16 protein-coding genes are annotated in these 17,116 nt (G+C 63.7%); 14 read left to right on the plus strand and 2 right to left on the minus strand.

Going from position 1 to position 17,116, the window contains the following annotated elements; all coding sequences use genetic code 11:
• Positions 1 to 133 precede the first annotated feature (133 nt).
• On the minus strand, positions 134 to 1,810 hold the full coding sequence (locus tag CLM73_RS11095) for a flagellin (protein WP_105238474.1): 1,677 nt from the start codon (positions 1,808 to 1,810) through the stop codon (positions 134 to 136).
• A gap of 261 nt (positions 1,811 to 2,071) precedes the next feature.
• Entirely contained in the window at positions 2,072 to 2,827 is a 756-nt protein-coding gene (locus tag CLM73_RS11100; protein ID WP_105238475.1) for an RNA polymerase sigma factor FliA, read from the minus strand.
• Between the two features lie 425 nt (positions 2,828 to 3,252).
• On the opposite strand from CLM73_RS11100, the gene flhD reads away from it, so the two are divergent.
• From flhD to flhB, 14 genes are all read left to right on the plus strand, one after another.
• Positions 3,253 to 3,576, plus strand: a complete 324-nt coding sequence (gene flhD, locus CLM73_RS11105) for a flagellar transcriptional regulator FlhD (protein WP_046806433.1) — start codon at positions 3,253 to 3,255, stop codon at positions 3,574 to 3,576.
• A gap of 33 nt (positions 3,577 to 3,609) precedes the next feature.
• Positions 3,610 to 4,188: a flagellar transcriptional regulator FlhC gene (gene flhC, locus CLM73_RS11110; protein WP_105238476.1), complete on the plus strand. Its 579-nt coding sequence runs from the start codon at positions 3,610 to 3,612 to the stop codon at positions 4,186 to 4,188.
• 116 nt (positions 4,189 to 4,304) lie between these two features.
• The gene (gene motA, locus CLM73_RS11115) at positions 4,305 to 5,174 is read left to right on the plus strand and encodes a flagellar motor stator protein MotA (protein WP_105238477.1); all 870 of its coding nucleotides are present in this window, start codon (positions 4,305 to 4,307) and stop codon (positions 5,172 to 5,174) included.
• An 11-nt stretch (positions 5,175 to 5,185) separates the two neighbouring features.
• Entirely contained in the window at positions 5,186 to 6,181 is a 996-nt protein-coding gene (gene motB, locus CLM73_RS11120; protein WP_105238478.1) for a flagellar motor protein MotB, read from the plus strand.
• A complete protein-coding gene (locus CLM73_RS11125) occupies positions 6,178 to 6,558 on the plus strand; it encodes a response regulator (protein ID WP_105238479.1) in 381 nt (126 codons plus the stop codon). Before motB ends, CLM73_RS11125 begins: the two co-directional genes overlap by 4 nt.
• A gap of 28 nt (positions 6,559 to 6,586) precedes the next feature.
• On the plus strand, positions 6,587 to 8,716 hold the full coding sequence (gene cheA, locus CLM73_RS11130; RefSeq protein WP_105238480.1) for a chemotaxis protein CheA: 2,130 nt from the start codon (positions 6,587 to 6,589) through the stop codon (positions 8,714 to 8,716).
• Between the two features lie 17 nt (positions 8,717 to 8,733).
• Positions 8,734 to 9,234, plus strand: coding sequence for a chemotaxis protein CheW (cheW, locus tag CLM73_RS11135; protein ID WP_056570175.1), 501 nt, complete (start codon positions 8,734 to 8,736; stop codon positions 9,232 to 9,234).
• 93 nt (positions 9,235 to 9,327) lie between these two features.
• The gene (locus tag CLM73_RS11140; RefSeq protein ID WP_105241476.1) at positions 9,328 to 11,031 is read left to right on the plus strand and encodes a methyl-accepting chemotaxis protein; all 1,704 of its coding nucleotides are present in this window, start codon (positions 9,328 to 9,330) and stop codon (positions 11,029 to 11,031) included.
• Between the two features lie 8 nt (positions 11,032 to 11,039).
• Positions 11,040 to 11,894 (plus strand): CheR family methyltransferase, encoded by an 855-nt coding sequence (locus tag CLM73_RS11145; protein ID WP_105238481.1) that lies wholly within the window; start codon positions 11,040 to 11,042, stop codon positions 11,892 to 11,894.
• Between the two features lie 22 nt (positions 11,895 to 11,916).
• Positions 11,917 to 12,975 carry a protein-glutamate methylesterase/protein-glutamine glutaminase gene (locus CLM73_RS11150; protein WP_105238482.1) on the plus strand — a complete coding sequence of 353 codons (1,059 nt, stop codon included), beginning with the start codon at positions 11,917 to 11,919 and terminating at the stop codon, positions 12,973 to 12,975.
• Between the two features lie 51 nt (positions 12,976 to 13,026).
• Positions 13,027 to 13,416, plus strand: coding sequence for a chemotaxis response regulator CheY (gene cheY, locus CLM73_RS11155; protein WP_056570180.1), 390 nt, complete (start codon positions 13,027 to 13,029; stop codon positions 13,414 to 13,416).
• Between the two features lie 8 nt (positions 13,417 to 13,424).
• Positions 13,425 to 14,057 (plus strand): protein phosphatase CheZ, encoded by a 633-nt coding sequence (cheZ, locus tag CLM73_RS11160; RefSeq protein WP_105238483.1) that lies wholly within the window; start codon positions 13,425 to 13,427, stop codon positions 14,055 to 14,057.
• A gap of 208 nt (positions 14,058 to 14,265) precedes the next feature.
• Entirely contained in the window at positions 14,266 to 15,813 is a 1,548-nt protein-coding gene (locus CLM73_RS11165; RefSeq protein ID WP_418904934.1) for a methyl-accepting chemotaxis protein, read from the plus strand.
• A gap of 148 nt (positions 15,814 to 15,961) precedes the next feature.
• Positions 15,962 to 17,116 carry a flagellar biosynthesis protein FlhB gene (gene flhB, locus CLM73_RS11170; RefSeq protein ID WP_105238484.1) on the plus strand — a complete coding sequence of 385 codons (1,155 nt, stop codon included), beginning with the start codon at positions 15,962 to 15,964 and terminating at the stop codon, positions 17,114 to 17,116.

Consider the following 17,116-nt stretch of genomic DNA (forward strand, 5'->3'; position numbering starts at 1 on the left):
CGCAAAGAAAAATCCCCACTCGGCGTAGCGCCTCGTGGGGATTGGACTTGCGATCTGGTAGCCGCCATTTGCGAAGGAACGGCGGCCCACCATGCTGTATGAGGACGGTTGCCCGTCCTCGATACGGTCGGGATTAACGCAGCAGCGACAGGACGCCTTGCGGCACTTGGTTGGCCTGGGCCAGAACCGAGGTGCCAGCCTGTTGCAGGATCTGAGCGCGGGTCATGTTCGACACTTCGACTGCGTAGTCAGCGTCTTCGATACGCGAACGGGCGGACGACAGGTTCGTGACCGTGTTGTTCAGGTTGGCGATCGTCGACTGGAAGCGGTTTTGCACGGCGCCCAGGTCGGAGCGCAGGGCATCAACCTTGGCCAGCGCGGCGTCCAGGGCCTTCAGCGGGTCAGCGGTGCGGTCGCCAGCGTGCGACTCTTCCGTGGTCAGCTTACCGGCCTCGTCGACGTACATGGCCTTGCCGTCAGCGTTGGTGATCACGCCGTTGGCTTGGTTGTACGTCGTTTCGGCGCCAAACTCGACGTCCGTGAGTGCGCCTTGTTCGTCGACGAACACAGGGGTGGCGCCAGCAGCTTGAACGGTCGTCCCGTCCAAGCCCAGCTCCAACACGCCGCCATACATAGCGCCGAGATCAACCGAGTACGAGGTGGTCGCGGTGGTATTTGCACTGATTTGCGCGGCCAGGTCTGCTGCGGAGATGGAGCTCGTGAAGGTGGCGTTGATAGTGCCGCCGCCGTCGTTGAGGTAGGTCTTGCCGGCAGCAAACACCGAAGCTTGTACAGTGCCACCAAACGCGGCGTCATCCAGGACGTCTTCCAGCTTGGCCTGCGCCGTGGCACCAACGTTAGAGACTGTCAGTTCATCGCCGTTGATGTAGAGAGCTTCGTCGTTGAGAGTCGACAACGACCCATCAGCGCCGATCTTGACATCGACCGTGTTGGCTCCGATGGTGATCGTGGCGGTCTTAGCGTTATCGGCAAGAATTGCGGTTTGCGCATCCGTCGTTGCAGTAGCGCCAGCGTAGGTGGCCGAATCAGCATAAGTAAACGACTTGCTAGCCGCATCGTACGTGTACGACGCGTCCGGAGTACCGCCTGTGGAGTGGGTGACGGTGTTGCCAGTCTTGAGTTGAGCGAAAACGTCAGCGCTCGTTGCGCCTTCGCGTTGCGGCTTGACGGTGTAGACGGTGCTGTCAGCGTTCCAGGTCCCGCCCGGAAGCTTGGCTGTCAGATCGGCTTCGGTTGCAGCCGTGTTAGCAACCTTGGCCGAACCATCCACGTTGAACGAGCCCAGGCCGAGCGTTTCAGCCGTGATTTCCTTCAGGTTGATCTGGATGACTTCGTTGTCGTTGGCGCCGACTTGGATGGTCAGGGTCTGTTCGTCTGCCAGCACCTTCACGCCGTTGAAGTCGGTCTGTTCCGACACGCGGTTGATTTCGTCGAGGCGCTGACGGATTTCAGCCTGGATCGATTCCAGATCCGAGTCCGAGTTAGTGCCGGACGAGGCTTGCACGGTCAGTTCGCGAACGCGCTGCAGGTTGTTGTTGATTTCGTTCAACGAACCTTCGGTGGTCTGCGCCAGCGAGATGCCGTCGTTGGCGTTACGGGCAGCCTGGGTCAGACCCTTGATGTTGGCGGAGAAGCGGTTGGCGATAGCTTGGCCGGCTGCGTCGTCCTTGGCGCTGTTGATGCGCAGGCCCGACGACAGGCGTTCGATGGCGTTGCCCAGCGACGATTGCGACTTGTTCAGGTTGTTCTGAGCAACCAGCGAGAGGTAGTTGGTATTGATAACGGCCATGGTATGGCTCCCAAGAGAGAAAGGCTTCTTCAAACCGGGCAGCTAGGCCGCCCATCGTGTTAACGGGAGAATTCGCTTTCTTGCGTCTTCGAATTTCTCCGTTGCCAGGATTACGGCAGCCCAAAATCAATCTTTAGGCCTATTTCGCGAAAGTCGTTCTTATTGTTGTGTCTGTCTCAACGAGGCAGCCTGGGCCGAAAGCGCAGCGGGCGCCTAAGGCGCCCGCGTGTTGTAGATCTTGCATCTATATGGAGACAGCAATCAAATAATCTGCGCGATCTGCCCTTCCTGGGGCAACTCCTGCCAAGCCTGATCCTTCAATCTAGCCCGGATGCGCGCCGTCGCCTGCGACCGCAGCTGACAAACCCGCGCCTCAGTCACATTCATGATCGCGCCGATTTCCTTCAGGTTCAGACCCTGCTCGTAACACAGCGACAGCAGCAGCTTTTCCCGATCGGGCAGGGCATCAATCGCATGCACCAACGCCTGCCGGAAATCCCCGGCGAGCAGCGAATCCAGGGGATTCCCGCTTGGCGCCCCATGATTCAGCGTGGCAGACCAGTCAGCCTGGCCAGAGGCCGAATCAGGCTCGGTGGTGAAGTCTTCGTAGTGAACGATCTGCACGCCTTGCGCGTCATGCAGCAGCGACTGGTATTCATCCAGCGGCAGTTCAAGCTGGGCAGCGATTTCGGCCTCAGTCGGTGCGCGCATCAAACGCTGTTCCAGAAACTGGATCGCTTGATCGATCTTGCGCGCCTTCGTGCGCACGCTGCGCGGCAGCCAATCCTGGCCGCGAAGCTCGTCAAGCATTGCGCCACGGATACGTGTCGTGGCGTAGGTCTCGAATTGTGCGTCCGCGGTTTCCTGGTAACGGCGGACGGCGTCGAGCAGGCCGATCATGCCGGCTTGTATCAAGTCGTCGAGTTCGACGCTGGCGGGAAGCCGGGCGAGCAATTGCAGGGCCAGCTTCCGAACTAGCGGCGCGTACTCGACCAAGCTGTCATCTGCGTGGGGCATTGCGGGAATTCTGGCGGAGTCGATCGTGAAGCGCGGTCGTTGTTGTCAATTTGCGACATTGTCGACAAGCGCGGCTACGTTATGCGGACGAATCTTAGTGATCGCCCTGGTGGCATTGTCGGCAATAGACCAGCGTTCATTTCAGGAAGTACGCAACGTTTTGAATGCTTATTTGGCAAATTGGCGAAAATTTGTCACTAATGTCTATGTCAAGGTGTGACTAAAAAGGCACTTTGCGCAACATCAACAAAGATTTGTCATATAAGTCATAGAAAATGACATGACCTGTGGTAAATTTTACTTACTTTGCGAACAAATGATACATTTCGCATTAAAACAGGATGCAGCAAGCGGACAGGTAACAAGGTTGCCTGGCGCCACGAGTAATCAAGCCCCTCGGGTGGGATAGGGATAGGGAGTACAGCGTGCAACAAGTCGAAAATTCTTTGCTGGCAGACATTCGCGAAGTGAATCTGTCATATCTGTTACTGGCTCAGCGTATGTTGCGGGACGATTTCGCCGCATCGATGTTCCGCCTGGGCTTCAGCAACGAAGTCGCTGACATTCTCATGCGCCTTTCGCCGGCGCAACTGGTGAAACTGGCCAGCTCCAGCTCGCTGCTGTGCCGTTTCCGTTTTGATGATTACAGCCTGCTGTCGGCGCTGACCCATGATGTTCTGGGTGGCGCGCTGCAACAAGCGCATGCAACCATCCTGCTCGCCAAGCAGCCTGTCGAAGAATTGGCCTGACGGCCTCGTGAATCCCACTCGGACACACCTGTAATGGCCTCCAAGAGCGTTTCCCAGGAAGCGGACGACATCCTGCTTGCCAGCTCCATGATTACGCTGGGCGCGCGCCTTCAGGTGCTTGAGGCTGAAACCAGCCTCAGCCATGATCGCCTTGCCCGCTTGTATCGCGAAATCCGCGGCTGCTCGCCACCCAAGGGCATGCTGCCTTTTTCGGTTGACTGGTTCATGACCTGGCTGCCGAATATTCACTCCTCTCTCTTCTATAACGTGTATTCGTTCCTGAATGCGCGCACCACCAGCAAGGGCATACGCGCCACCATCGATGCGTATCGCCTGTATCTCGAAAACGCGGGGCAGGAAAGCGCGGATGCCGAACCCGTGCTGAGCTTCACCCGGGCGTGGATGCTGGTGCGATTCTTCGACAGCGGCATGCTGCAGCTTTCCCCGTGCCGGCAGTGCGGTGGCCATTTCATCGCCCACGCACACGATCCCCAGTCGGATTTCGTGTGCGCGATCTGCCGTCCGCCACCTCGCGCCGGCAAGACGCGCGCGGCCGCCAAGGCCCGCGCCGGTAGCCGCTCAGCCCCCCTTGCGACCGCCGCTCCGACCTGATCGGGCGTCCAAATACATCAAAAGCCCTGAAAAACCCCCCCTAACCCGCCTTTTTGGGGCAGGGGGGACAGGGGATCATTGACGCAAGTTATAGACTTCGTTGGCAGGGGCCCGTTGTGTTGATTGTTATCGGTTTTCTTGTGGTGATCGTGTCGGTCGTCGGCAGCTTCGTAGGGCTGGGCGGACACTTGGGCGCGCTTTACCAGCCCTTCGAGCTGACGCTGATCTTCGGCGCGGCGTTCGGAGCGTTCCTGGCGGGCAACAGCAAGAAGTCGCTGATGCTGGTCAAGAAGGCGCTTCCTGATGCGCTCAAGAGCTCGCGTTACAGCAAGGACGTCTACATGGAGCTGATGGCGCTCCTGTACGTGCTGCTGAACAAGGCGCGCCGCGAAGGCCTGATGGCCATCGAATCACATATCGAGGATCCGGGCTCCAGCCCGATCTTCAGCGAATATCCCCGTATCGCCAAAGACGAAAAGCTCATGGAGTTCATCACGGACTACCTGCGCATCATGATCAGCGGCAACATGAGCTCGTTCGAAATCGAGACGCTCATGGACGAGGAAATCGAAACGTACCGCCACGAGCGCGAAGTGCCGGCGCATGCGCTGCAGCAGATGGCCGACGGCCTGCCGGCTTTCGGCATCGTGGCCGCGGTGCTGGGCGTGATCAAGGCGCTGGCCGCCGTGGATCAGCCGCCTGCCATCCTGGGTGACCTGATCTCCAAGGCCATGGTCGGCACGTTCCTGGGTATTTTGCTGGCGTACGGCTTTGTGGGGCCGCTGGCCTCGCGCGTGGAGCGCCGCACCGACGAAGCCATGAAGGTGCTCGAGTGCATCAAGACGACGCTGCTGGCCAGCATGAACGGCTACCCGCCTCAGCTGGCGGTGGAGTTCGGCCGCAAGGTGCTGTTCTCGGCGGTGCGGCCCACCTTTGGTGAGCTGGAAGAGCACGTCCGCCAGACCAAGTCGACCGGCAAGGCCTGACGGAGCGGGCCATGAGCACGGTAAACAATCACCGTGTGGTGATCCGCCGCAAGAAGGTCAAGGGCGGCGGGCACCACGGGGGCAGCTGGAAGATCGCGTACGCCGACTTCATTACGGCAATGATGGCGTTCTTCCTGGTGATGTGGCTGGTCAGCATCGTGCCGAAGGAAGAACTGAAAGGCATCGCGGAATACTTCCGCATGCCGCTGCGCGTCGCCATCACGGGCGGGCCCAGCAGTTCGGCGGAAACAAGCGCCGTGCCGGGCGGCGGGCAGGATCCGCTGCGCAGCGAAGGCGATGTGCGCCGCGGTCAGGGCAACCGGGTCGAGTCCCAGCCCATGGGCGACGCCGAGCGCCGCGAGCAGCATCGCCTCGAAAACCTCAAGCGGCGCCTCGAGAACGTCATCGAGACGAGCCCCGTCCTGAAATCCTTCCGGCCGCAGCTCCTCATCGACCTGACGACCGAAGGGCTGCGCATCCAGATCGTCGATAACCAGAACCGTCCGATGTTCGCGACCGGCCGCGCCGAAGTGCAGCCGTACATGCGCGACATCCTGCGTGAGCTGGGACCGGTGCTGAACGAACTGCCCAACCGGGTGAGCATTTCCGGGCATACCGACGCGTCGCAGTATGCGCGCGGCGAGCGCGCCTACAGCAATTGGGAGCTGTCGGCCGACCGGGCGAACGCCTCGCGCCAGGAATTGGTGGCGGGCGGCATGAACGAAAGCAAGGTCATGCGCATCCAGGGTCTGTCTTCCAGCATGAGTCTGGTTAAAGATGATCCGTATGCAGCCGTTAATAGACGCATCAGCCTGGTGGTGCTCAACCAAAGCACCCAAAAGCGCATCGAGAGCGAGAACGCCGCAGCCGCGGACGTGAGCGCCAAGGATGCGCGCGAGGTGGGGGCGGCCGTGCAGGCGGTGCAAGCCGCCGGCCAGGCCGCAACGGCAACCAAGCAGGGCGAGGCGGGGAATACCGCGCCCGCTGAAGGGGTTCGACAACAATGACGGCAACGATACTCGTGGCGGACGATTCCACGACCATGCGGATGATCGTGCAGGCGACGCTGACCGGCGCAGGCTGGAAGGTGTTGACGGCGTGCAACGGCCAGGAAGCGCTGGAGGTGGCGATGGCCAACCCGGTGGATCTGGTCGTCAGCGACTGGAACATGCCGGTGAAAGGCGGTCTGGAGTTGATCCAGGGGTTGCGCGAAGAGGACCGGTACATGGATGTGCCGGTGCTGGTGCTGACCACCGAGGATGACGTGGGCAGCAAGATGGCAGCCCGGGATCTGGGCGTTTGCGGCTGGCTTTCCAAGCCGGTGGATCCCGATGTGCTGGTGGAATTGGCGACCGAGCTGCTCGACGAGCAGGCCGGCGCGTAGCAGGTTCATTTAGAAAGGCGTACGGGTCATGAGTTCTGGTTTGGACCTCAGTCAGTTTTACGAGACCTTCTTCGACGAGGCGGACGAGCTGCTCGCGCAAATGGAGCAGCTGTTGCTCGAGCTCGATGTGGGCGCGCCCGACATCGAGCAGCTCAACGCCATTTTCCGCGCGGCCCATTCGATCAAGGGCGGTGCAGCGACGTTCGGCTGTTTCACTCAGCTGGCGGGTACGACCCATCTGCTTGAGAACCTTCTGGACGCGATCCGGCGTGGCGAAATGGCGCTGCGCACGGACATGATTGATATTTTCTTGGAAACGAAAGACGTGCTCAAAAGCCAACTGGATGCCTATCGGGCCTCCGAAGAGCCCGATGACGCCGTGTTTGAGCGTATTTGCGCCGTATTGAGGCAGCTTGCGCTGGAGCATCAGGATCCCGCCGCAGCAGCCGCTGCGCCCGCCGCCGTGCCGGCCCCGGCCCCGGCGCCCGCACCTGTGCAGCAGGCGCCTGCGCCCGCCGCGCCGGTCGAAACCGCCGCGCCGGCCGCCGCTGTCAGCGAGCAAGCGGGCGGCCTGCCGCTGCGCGTGCGCATCACCAAGGTGTCCGACAAGGATGCGGCGTCCCTGCTCGAAGAGATGGGCAACCTGGGCACCGTCAAGGCGAGCGAACGCGCCAACGGCGTGCTGACCGTCTGGGTGGACAGCACCTGCACGCCGGAAGACATCGAGGCCGTGTGCTGCTTCATCGTCGACGGCGACCAATTGAACATCGCCCGCGAAGCGGCGCCCGTGGCGGCCGAAACGGCGCCTGCCGCAGCCGTGGAGCAAGCCGCGCCGGCACCGGCACCGGCGCCGGCAGCGCCCGAAGCGCCCGCCGCCGAGTCCGCCGCTGCCGCCGATGCTGGCGCGCCGGCCGCCCGTGCCGCCGCGCGTCCGGCCGCTGCCACCGCCGCCCATGCAGACAAGGAATCGACCTCGATCCGCGTCGGCGTCGAAAAAGTCGACCAGGTCATCAACCTGGTGGGCGAGCTGGTCATCACGCAAGCCATGCTGGCGCAGACCGCCTCCACGCTGGATCCGGTGCTGCACGATCGCCTGCTGAACGGCATGGAGCAGCTCGAGCGCAATGCGCGCGATCTGCAGGAAGCCGTCATGTCGATCCGCATGATGCCGATGGACTACGTGTTCAGCCGCTTCCCGCGCCTGGTGCGCGATATCGCCGGCAAGATGGGCAAGCAGATCGAACTGCAAACCTACGGCCGCGCGACCGAGCTGGACAAGAGCCTGATCGAACGCATCATCGACCCGCTGACCCACCTGGTGCGCAACAGCCTGGACCACGGCATCGAAACGCCTGAAAAGCGTGTCGCCGCCGGCAAGGATCCGGTTGGCCAGCTGGTGCTGTCCGCGCAGCACAACGGCGGCAACATCGTCATCGAAGTCAGCGACGACGGTGGCGGCCTGAGCCGCGAAAAGATTCTGAAGAAGGCCATGGCGCAAGGCCTGGCCGTCAACGAAAACTCGCCCGACGACGAGATCTGGCAGCTGATTTTCGCGCCCGGTTTCTCCACCGCCGAAAAGGTCACGGACATTTCCGGCCGTGGCGTGGGCATGGACGTGGTGCGCCGGAACATCCAGGACATGGGCGGCCACGTGCAGCTGTCGTGCGAGCCGGGCCACGGCACCACGACGCGCATCGTGCTGCCGCTGACGCTGGCCATTCTGGACGGCATGTCGGTGCGGGTGGGCGAAGAAACCTTCATCCTGCCGCTGAACCACGTCACCGAATCGCTGCAGCCCACCAACGACCAGATCTACTCGGTCGCCGGCAACGAGCGCGTCATGCACGTGCGCGGCGAATACCTCCCGCTGGTCGAGATGCACCGGGTGTTCTCGGTGGGCGAGGCCCAGACCGATCCCACCCAGGCGATCGCCGTCATCATGCAGGCTGAGGACCGGCGCTTCGCGCTGCTGGTCGATCACCTGATCGGACAGCACCAGGTCGTGGTGAAGAATCTGGAATCGAATTACCGCAAGGTCCCGGGCATTTCCGCCGCCACCATTCTTGGCGATGGCAGCGTGGCCCTGATTGTCGACGTATTTGCGCTCGCGCGCGCCAACCGGGAGCGCTGGTCGCAGCCCGAAGCCGTTCTGAATTGATGGAGCACTAAAAAATCATGGCAGCCAAACCGCAAGCGCAAGCCGCGCGCAATGAAGATGTCGGCAGCGAGTTCCTGGTCTTTACGCTGGGCGACGAGGAATACGGGATCGACATCCTGAAGGTGCAGGAAATCCGCGGCTACGACGCCGACACGGTGACCCGCATTGCGAACGTCCCGCCGTTCATCAAGGGCGTGACGAACCTGCGCGGCATCATCGTGCCGATCGTCGACCTGCGCATCAAGTTCAACCTGGGCCGCGTCGACTACAACGAGCAGACCGTCGTCATCATCCTCAACCTTGACCGCCGTGTCGTTGGCATCGTGGTGGACGGCGTGTCGGACGTGCTGATGCTCAACTCGGGCCAGGTTCGTCCGGCGCCCGAGTTTGGCGCCACGCTGTCGACCGAGTACCTGACGGGCCTGGGCACCGTGGACGAGCGCATGCTGATCCTGGTGGACATTGAAAAGATGATGACCAGCGACGAAATGGCGTTGGTGGAGAAGGTCGCCTCCTGATCGGAGTCTGGCCGGAATGCGGGGTAAAGGCGCCATATTGATCGCGATGTGGCGCTTTCCTTTAACGATTGCAGTCAAGGGATGGTTCTTGTGATGCGCAAGTTTTTCGCGAACATGACGATACGCAGCAGCCTGTTGTGGGTGCTGGCGTTCTTCTCATTCATGTTGGTGATTGGTGCCGCGCTGGGCGTGTTGTCGTTGCGCATCAGCAATGGGACGCTGGCCGAGATCAAGCAATCGCAGGAATTGAACGACGCCGTCAGCCGCGTCGTGCTGAGCCACAAGGACACGCTGAACAACCTGGCCCGTGCCGCCACGTTGAACTACGCGGACATCGTGCGCAGCGTCGGCCAGCCGACCCTGCTGACGCAAGGTCTGTCCAGCGAGGCCGCCGGCCTGCTGGAACGCGCCAAGGCCTCGCTCAACAAGGGTCAGGCCGAATTCGATTTCTACAAGACCTTGCCGCGACCGGCCGAGGCTGCCGAGTCGCTCAAGGAGATCGACGACTCCTATGCGGCGCTGGTGCAGCAGGGCGTCGCACCCCTGGTCGCCGCGCTGGAAAAGGCCGATATGCCGGCCTATCAGACGCAGATCCAGAAGGTGCAGGACGCGCTGGAAGGCCGCTTTGCGCGCGCCGTCGAAGGCTTTGATTTCTGGCGCGCCAGCAAGATGACGGACGCGTTCGAAGTGGCGCAGGTGCGCTACCAGTTCGTGCTGATGGCCGTCAGCGCCGGCGGGATCATTGCCGCGCTGCTGGTGTTTGCCACCTACGTCTTCCTGCGCCGCCGCGTGCTGCAGCCGCTGAAAGAGGCGGGTCACCATTTCGACCGCATTGCCGGCGGCGACCTGACGGCCCGCGTCGAAGCCAGCAACACCAATGAAATCGGCCAGCTTTTCGCGGCGCTCAAGCGCATGCAGGAAAGCCTGACCCGCACGGTGGCCTCGGTGCGCCGCGGCGTGGACGAAATCAATGTCGGCTCGCACGAAATCGCGGCCGGCAACACGGACCTGTCCAGCCGCACGGAGCAGCAGGCCGCTTCGCTGGAAGAGACCGCAGCCTCGATGGAAGAGCTGGCCTCGACCGTGAAGCAGAACGCGGACAACGCGCGCCAGGCCAACCAGTTGGCGGCCAGCGCGTCGGACGTGGCCGAGCGCGGTGGCGCGGCGGTGTCGGAAGTGGTGCACACCATGGAAGGCATTTCGGCCAGCTCGCGCAAGATTTCGGAAATCGTGTCGGTTATCGACGGCATTGCGTTCCAGACGAACATCCTGGCGCTGAACGCGGCGGTGGAAGCTGCGCGCGCGGGCGAGCAGGGCAAGGGCTTTGCGGTGGTGGCGGGCGAAGTGCGCTCGCTGGCGCAGCGCAGCGCCCAGGCCGCCAAGGAGATCAAGGGCCTGATCGAGGACTCCGTGACCAAGGTGGGCGCGGGTTCGCAGCAGGTCGAACGCGCCGGCTCCACGATGCAGGAAATCGTGGCCTCGGTGAAGCGCGTGACGGACATCATGGGCGAGATTTCGGCAGCGTCCGAAGAGCAGTCCAGCGGCATCGACCAGGTGAACCGCGCGGTGTCGCAGATGGATGAAGTGACGCAGCAGAACGCGGCGTTGGTGGAAGAGGCCGCGGCCGCCGCCGGCTCGCTGCAGGAGCAGGCGCAGCGCCTGGCCGAAGCGGTGGCGGTGTTCAAGATCAATACGGGTGAGGTCATCGAAGTGCCGGCGCATCGGCTGTCATCGGTGCGCGCCACCTATGACGACGCCCGCCTGCATGCGCCCGATGCGCCTGCTCTGGGACGCTGAGGATACGCGTGGCAACTTCGGCGAATACGGCCCCGTCCATTTCGGTGGACCGCCAGTTTGATTTCCGTGACGCGGACTTTTCCCGCGTCCGCAAAATGATCCACGCGCGCGCCGGCATTTCGCTGGGCACGCACAAGCGCGAGATGGTCTACAGCCGCCTCGCGCGCCGCCTGCGGGCGTTGGGTGGGCAGGATTTCGGCAGTTATCTGGACAGCCTGGAAAACGAGCCCGACGCCGCGGAGTGGGAAGACTTCATCAACGCGCTCACGACGAACCTGACCGCGTTCTTTCGTGAGTCGCATCACTTTCCGATCCTGGCGGACTTCGCGAAGAAGCGCGGGGGACCCGTGGCGGTGTGGTGCTGCGCGGCCTCGACGGGCGAAGAGCCATATTCGATTGCGATCACGCTGACGGAGGCTCTGGGCCCGCGCGCTGCCGGATCGACCGTGCTGGCCACGGACATCGACACCAGCGTGCTGAACCGCGCGCGCACGGCCGTCTATCCGAACGAACGCGTCGCGAAGATGGAAGACGAGCGCCTGCGCCGTTTTTTCCTGAAGGGACGCGGCTCGAACGAAGGGCATGTTCGGGTCCGGCCCGAGATCGCCGAGATGGTGCGCTACGAAACGCTGAACCTCTTGTCGTCGTCGTGGGGGATCACCGAAAAGTTCGACGTGATCTTCTGCCGCAACATCATGATCTATTTCGACAAGCCGACGCAGGCCAAGATCCTGGAGCGGTTCGTGCCGCTCATGAAGCCGGGCGGCCTGCTGTTTGCCGGCCACTCCGAGAACTTCACGTACATCAGCCGGGATTTCCGTCTGCGCGGGCAGACAGTCTACGAATGCGCAAATAAGGCCTGACCGGGCCAGGGCAGCAAACAAGATGAAGAAAATAAGCGTTTTGTGTGTGGATGACTCCGCGCTTGTGCGCGGCTTGATGACCGAAATCATCAATAGCCAGCCGGATATGGAAGTGGTTGCGACCGCTCCCGACCCGCTGGTCGCGCGCGACCTGATCAAGCGTCACAACCCCGACGTGCTGACGCTGGACGTGGAAATGCCCCGCATGGACGGGCTGGATTTCCTGGAAAAGCTGATGCGCCTGCGCCCCATGCCGGTGGTGATGGTGTCGTCGCTGACCGAGCGCGGCGGCGAAATCACGCTGCGCGCGCTGGAACTGGGCGCCATCGACTTCGTGACAAAGCCCAAGCTGGGCATCCGCGACGGCCTGCTCGAATACACGGAACTCATCGCCGATAAGATCCGCGCGGCGTCGCGCGCCAAGCTGCGCGCGCCGACGCCCCATGCGGCGCAGGCCGCGCCGGCGCCCATGCTGCGCCGTCCGCTGTCCAGCTCGGAAAAGCTGGTCATCGTGGGCGCGTCCACGGGCGGCACCGAAGCCATCCGCGAAGTCCTGCAGCCGCTGCCGCCGGACAGCCCCGCGATCCTGATCACGCAGCACATGCCGGCCGGCTTCACGCGGTCGTTCGCGCAGCGCCTGGACGCGCTGTGCGCCGTGACCGTGCGCGAGGCCGTGCATGGCGAGCGCGTGCTGCCGGGCCACGTGTATCTGGCGCCGGGCGGCGAAATGCACATGCGGCTGGGCCGCAGCGGCGCCAACTACGTCATCGAGCTGGAAGCCAGCGAACCGGTCAACCGCCACCGTCCGTCCGTGGACGTGCTGTTCAACTCCGCGGCCGTCGCGGCGGGCAAGAACGCCATCGGCGTGATCCTGACGGGCATGGGCAAGGATGGCGCCGCCGGCATGCTGGCGATGCACCGGGCGGGCGCGCACACGATCGCGCAGGACGAAGCAAGCTGCGTGGTCTTCGGCATGCCCCGCGAGGCCATTGCCATCGGGGCTGCAAGTGAAGTGGTGCCGTTGTCGGCGATGAGCGAACGCATTCTGACTCGCCTGGGCGATCGTGGGCACCGCGTTTAACGCGGGCTGACGCCACGATCGGTCTCAAGCAAATTTTTTCTGGAGTGAAAGATGGTAGACAAGGGCCTGAAGATTCTGGTGGTGGATGACTTCCCCACCATGCGGCGGATCATCCGCAACCTGCTCAAGGAGCTGGGTTTCGAAAACGTGGATGAGGCCGAGGACGGCGCCATTGGTCTGGAGAAGCTGCGCAACGGCGGCTTCCAGTTCGTGGTGTCCGACTGGAACATGCCCAACCTGGACGGTCTGGAGATGCTCAAGCAGATCCGCGCCGACGCGTCGCTGGCCTCGCTGCCGGTGCTGATGGTGACGGCGGAAGCCAAGAAGGAAAACATCGTTGCCGCGGCCCAGGCCGGCGCCAACGGTTACGTGGTCAAGCCTTTCACCGCGGCAACGCTGGAGGAAAAGCTGACCAAGATCTTCGAGAAACTTGGCGGCTGAGGCGTGCGATGAGCTCAACGGAAACCGTCGACCCGGCAGAGTCGCCAGACCTTATCCATCGCATCGCCTCGCTGACCCGCATGCTGCGCGACAGCATGCGCGAACTGGGCCTGGACCAGGCGATCAAGGATGCCGCCAATGCGATCCCCGACGCCCGCGACCGCTTGCGGTACGTGGCGCAGATGACCGAACAGGCCGCCAATCGCGTGCTCAACGCCACCGAGCAGGCCGGTCCGATCCAGGACAGCATGTCGCGTTCGGCGCAGGCGCTGGATAGCCGTTGGCAACAATGGTATGACCAGCCGCTGGAAATGCCGGAAGCGCGCGAACTGGTGCAGGACACGCGCGCCTTCCTGGCCGACGTGCCCAAGCAGACGCAGCAGACGCAGTCCCAGCTGATGGAAATCATCATGGCGCAGGATTTCCAGGACCTGACGGGCCAGGTCATCATGCGCATGATGGACGTAGTGGGCGCGATCGAACGTGAACTGCTGCAGGTGCTGCTGGACAACGTGCCGCAAGAGCGTCGCGATGAAGCCAACAGCCTGCTCAACGGTCCGCAGATCAACCCGCAAGGCAAGACCGACGTGGTCACCAGCCAGGACCAGGTCGACGACCTGCTGGCCAGCCTGGGCTTCTAAGCCCGGCTTTCGCGCGATGTCCGCAGCCGGACATCGCGCCGGTGTCAGACACCCGCATGACGTATTCCCTAAGGGCGCAAACGCTGCCCGGCCGATAGACTCCTGCCAACAATAATCGGGGCCTTGCAGCGTGAGACAAGGCGCGCCCTGCGCGCCAGGCCATGGATGCCCACAGAAGGCGGTCCGGGCCAGGGAGAGGAGGTTCATTGTGGCCAGATCCGTATTCCGCCTGGGCGGCATGTGGGGCTTGTTGCGTCGGCTCAATCGTGGCGACGCGATGCTGTCGGAGCGCGCCCTGTCTTTCAGTCCGGCCGCCTGGCCGCTGTACCGGTTTCTGGCGCAGATCCGCCTGCGGGTCCTGACCGTGCGCCAGTCCAGCATCGAGATCGCGTTGAACGCGGCGCGCACGCAATTCCAGGCGGGGCGCTGTTCGCTGCTGGCGCGCGAGCAGGCCAGGGCCGCCGAGGCGCTGGCGGCCAGCGGCGCGCAGATTGCCGATCTCTCCGCGTCCACGTCCACGCATGCGCGGGACATCGCGGCCGTCTCCGGCCAGAACCTGCATGCCGCGCAGCAGGCGCTGGCCGAACTCACCGAGGTCAAGGCGCGCGTCGACCGCATGACGCGCGAGATGGCGGCGTTCACCGAAGTGGTGGGACAGTTGGCTGCCCGCGCGCACTCGGTGGGCGACATCAGCAAGGCGATCAAGGGCATTGCGCTGCAGACGCAGCTGCTGGCGTTGAACGCGGGTGTCGAGGCGGCCCGGGCAGGGGATGCAGGCCGCGGCTTCGCGGTGGTGGCCAGCGAGGTCGGCCGTCTCGCCGAGCGCGTCAACACCGCCACCGGCGATATCGGCCGCCACACGTCCGAGATGCTGGGCCTCGTCGAGTCCACCCAGCGCCAGACCGGCACGCTGCGCGAGGATGTGGACGCGTCGGGCGCGGTGCTGAACCGCACCTGTGGCGGATTCGAGCGCTTCGTGCGCGACTTCGACAGCATGAACCGGCAGGTGGGCGAAGTGGTTCAGGCGATCGGCGAGGTCGACGCGACCAATCACGGCATGAGCCAGGAGGTGGGACGCATCGCGGCGCTGAGCGCGGACGTGCTGGAGCGGGTGGGCAGCATGTCGGGCGAGATCGACCGCATCCGCCGCCAGACGGAAAGCGTGCAGGAGGTGCTGGCCGACATGCGTACGGGCGATACCGCGTTCGACAGCCTGTCGGCGTCGCTGGAGGCGTTTGCCGATGCGGCGGCCGGGCTGCTGCACGATGCCCGACGGCGCGGCGTGGACGTGTTCGATCGCCACTATCAGCGCATCCCCGGCAGCGAGCCGCCGCGCTATCACACGGCGTATGACCGGGCCATCGACGAACCGCTGACGCGCCTGCTCGACAGCGTGCTGGAGGCCGTGCCGGGCGCCATCTACACGATCCTGGTGGACAACCGGGGCTACGCGCCCGCCCACAACAGCCGGTTTTCGCAGGCCCCGACCGGCGATCCGAAGGTCGACATCGTCCGGGTGCGCAACAAGCGGATCTTTGACGATCCGGTGGGCGCGCGGCTCGCCGCCAACAGGGGTGCGCAGTTGTTCCAGACGTATTCGCGTGATACCGGCGAGATCGTCAACGATATTTCCCTGCCCATTTATCTGGGGCCGGAACACTGGGGCGCCGTGCGCATCGGGCTGGATTACGCGCGCTTCCAGGCCATTCTGGACGCACAGGCCCCCGGCGGTCGCGTGGCGCGGGCGGCGGGTTGATGGGGCGGTGCCTGGCAGCCGGCGGCGCATCCGGGAATAGCGCCGCTTTCCCCCCGCTTCTTGGCATATCGCCAACCCCCGGCGCCTCCTAGAATCTCGGCGGGCGGCTTGCATTCCACGTCAGCAAGCCGCAACGATCCCGTAGAGCATGTCCGAAGAAAGCGACCTCGAGAAAACCGAAGCCGCCTCTCCCAGGCGCCTGGAAAAGGCGCGCGAGGAGGGGCAGATTGCGCGTTCCCGGGAACTGGGCACGTTCATGATGCTGGCCGTCGGTGTCGCCGCGATCTGGGCGAGCGGCGGATCGCTGTACACGGGCCTGAGCGGCGTGCTGCGCAGTGGGCTGGCCTTCGATCAGCGCGTGGCGCTGGATCCCGGGGTCATGGTCGAGCAGGCGGTCAGCGGGTTCGGCCATGCGCTGATGGTGCTGCTGCCGATCTTCGGTCTGCTGGCGGTGGTGGCGGTGCTGTCGAGCGTGGTGCTGGGCGGCCTGGTGATTTCGACCAAGCCGCTGACGCCCAATTTTTCGAAGCTCAGCCCGCTGGCCGGCTTGAAGCGCATGTTCTCGTCGCAGACGGTGGTGGAGCTGATCAAGGCGCTGGCCAAGGCGATGCTGGTCGGCGGCGTGGCGGTCTGGGTCATCTGGCGCTACCACGACGACATGATGGGGCTGATGCACGTGGCGCCGTCGGCCGCGCTGACCAAGGCGCTGAGCCTGGTCGCGATGTGCTGCGCGTTCATCGTGGCGTCGCTGCTCATCATCGTCATGCTGGACGTGCCCTGGCAGATCTGGAGCCACTTGAAGAAGCTGCGGATGTCCAAGGAAGACGTGCGCCAGGAGCACAAGGAAAGCGAAGGCGATCCGCACGTGAAGGCGCGCATCCGGCAGCAGCAGCGTCAGGCGGCCCGCCGGCGCATGATGTCCGACGTGCCGAACGCCGACGTCGTCGTGACCAACCCGACGCACTATGCGGTGGCGCTGAAGTACGACGAATCGAAGGGCGGCGCGCCGCGCGTGCTGGCCAAGGGCACGGGCCTGATCGCCGCGAAGATCCGCGAACTGGCCGCCGAGAACAAGATTCCCACATTGGAGGCGCCGCCGCTGGCGCGCGCCCTGCATCAACACGTCGAGCTGGGGCAAGAAATCCCGGCCGAGCTGTATACCGCGGTGGCGGAAGTGCTGGCATGGGTTTTCCAGCTACGATCCTGGCGCTCGGGCTGGGGGCTTGAACCCTCGGCCCCCACGAAACTGAACGTGCCAGCCGAACTGGACCCGCAGGCTAAAACCGCAGGACAAGGAGTTTAA

The sequence above is a fragment of the Achromobacter spanius genome, from assembly GCF_002966795.1.
Taxonomy (GTDB): domain Bacteria; phylum Pseudomonadota; class Gammaproteobacteria; order Burkholderiales; family Burkholderiaceae_B; genus Achromobacter; species Achromobacter spanius_D.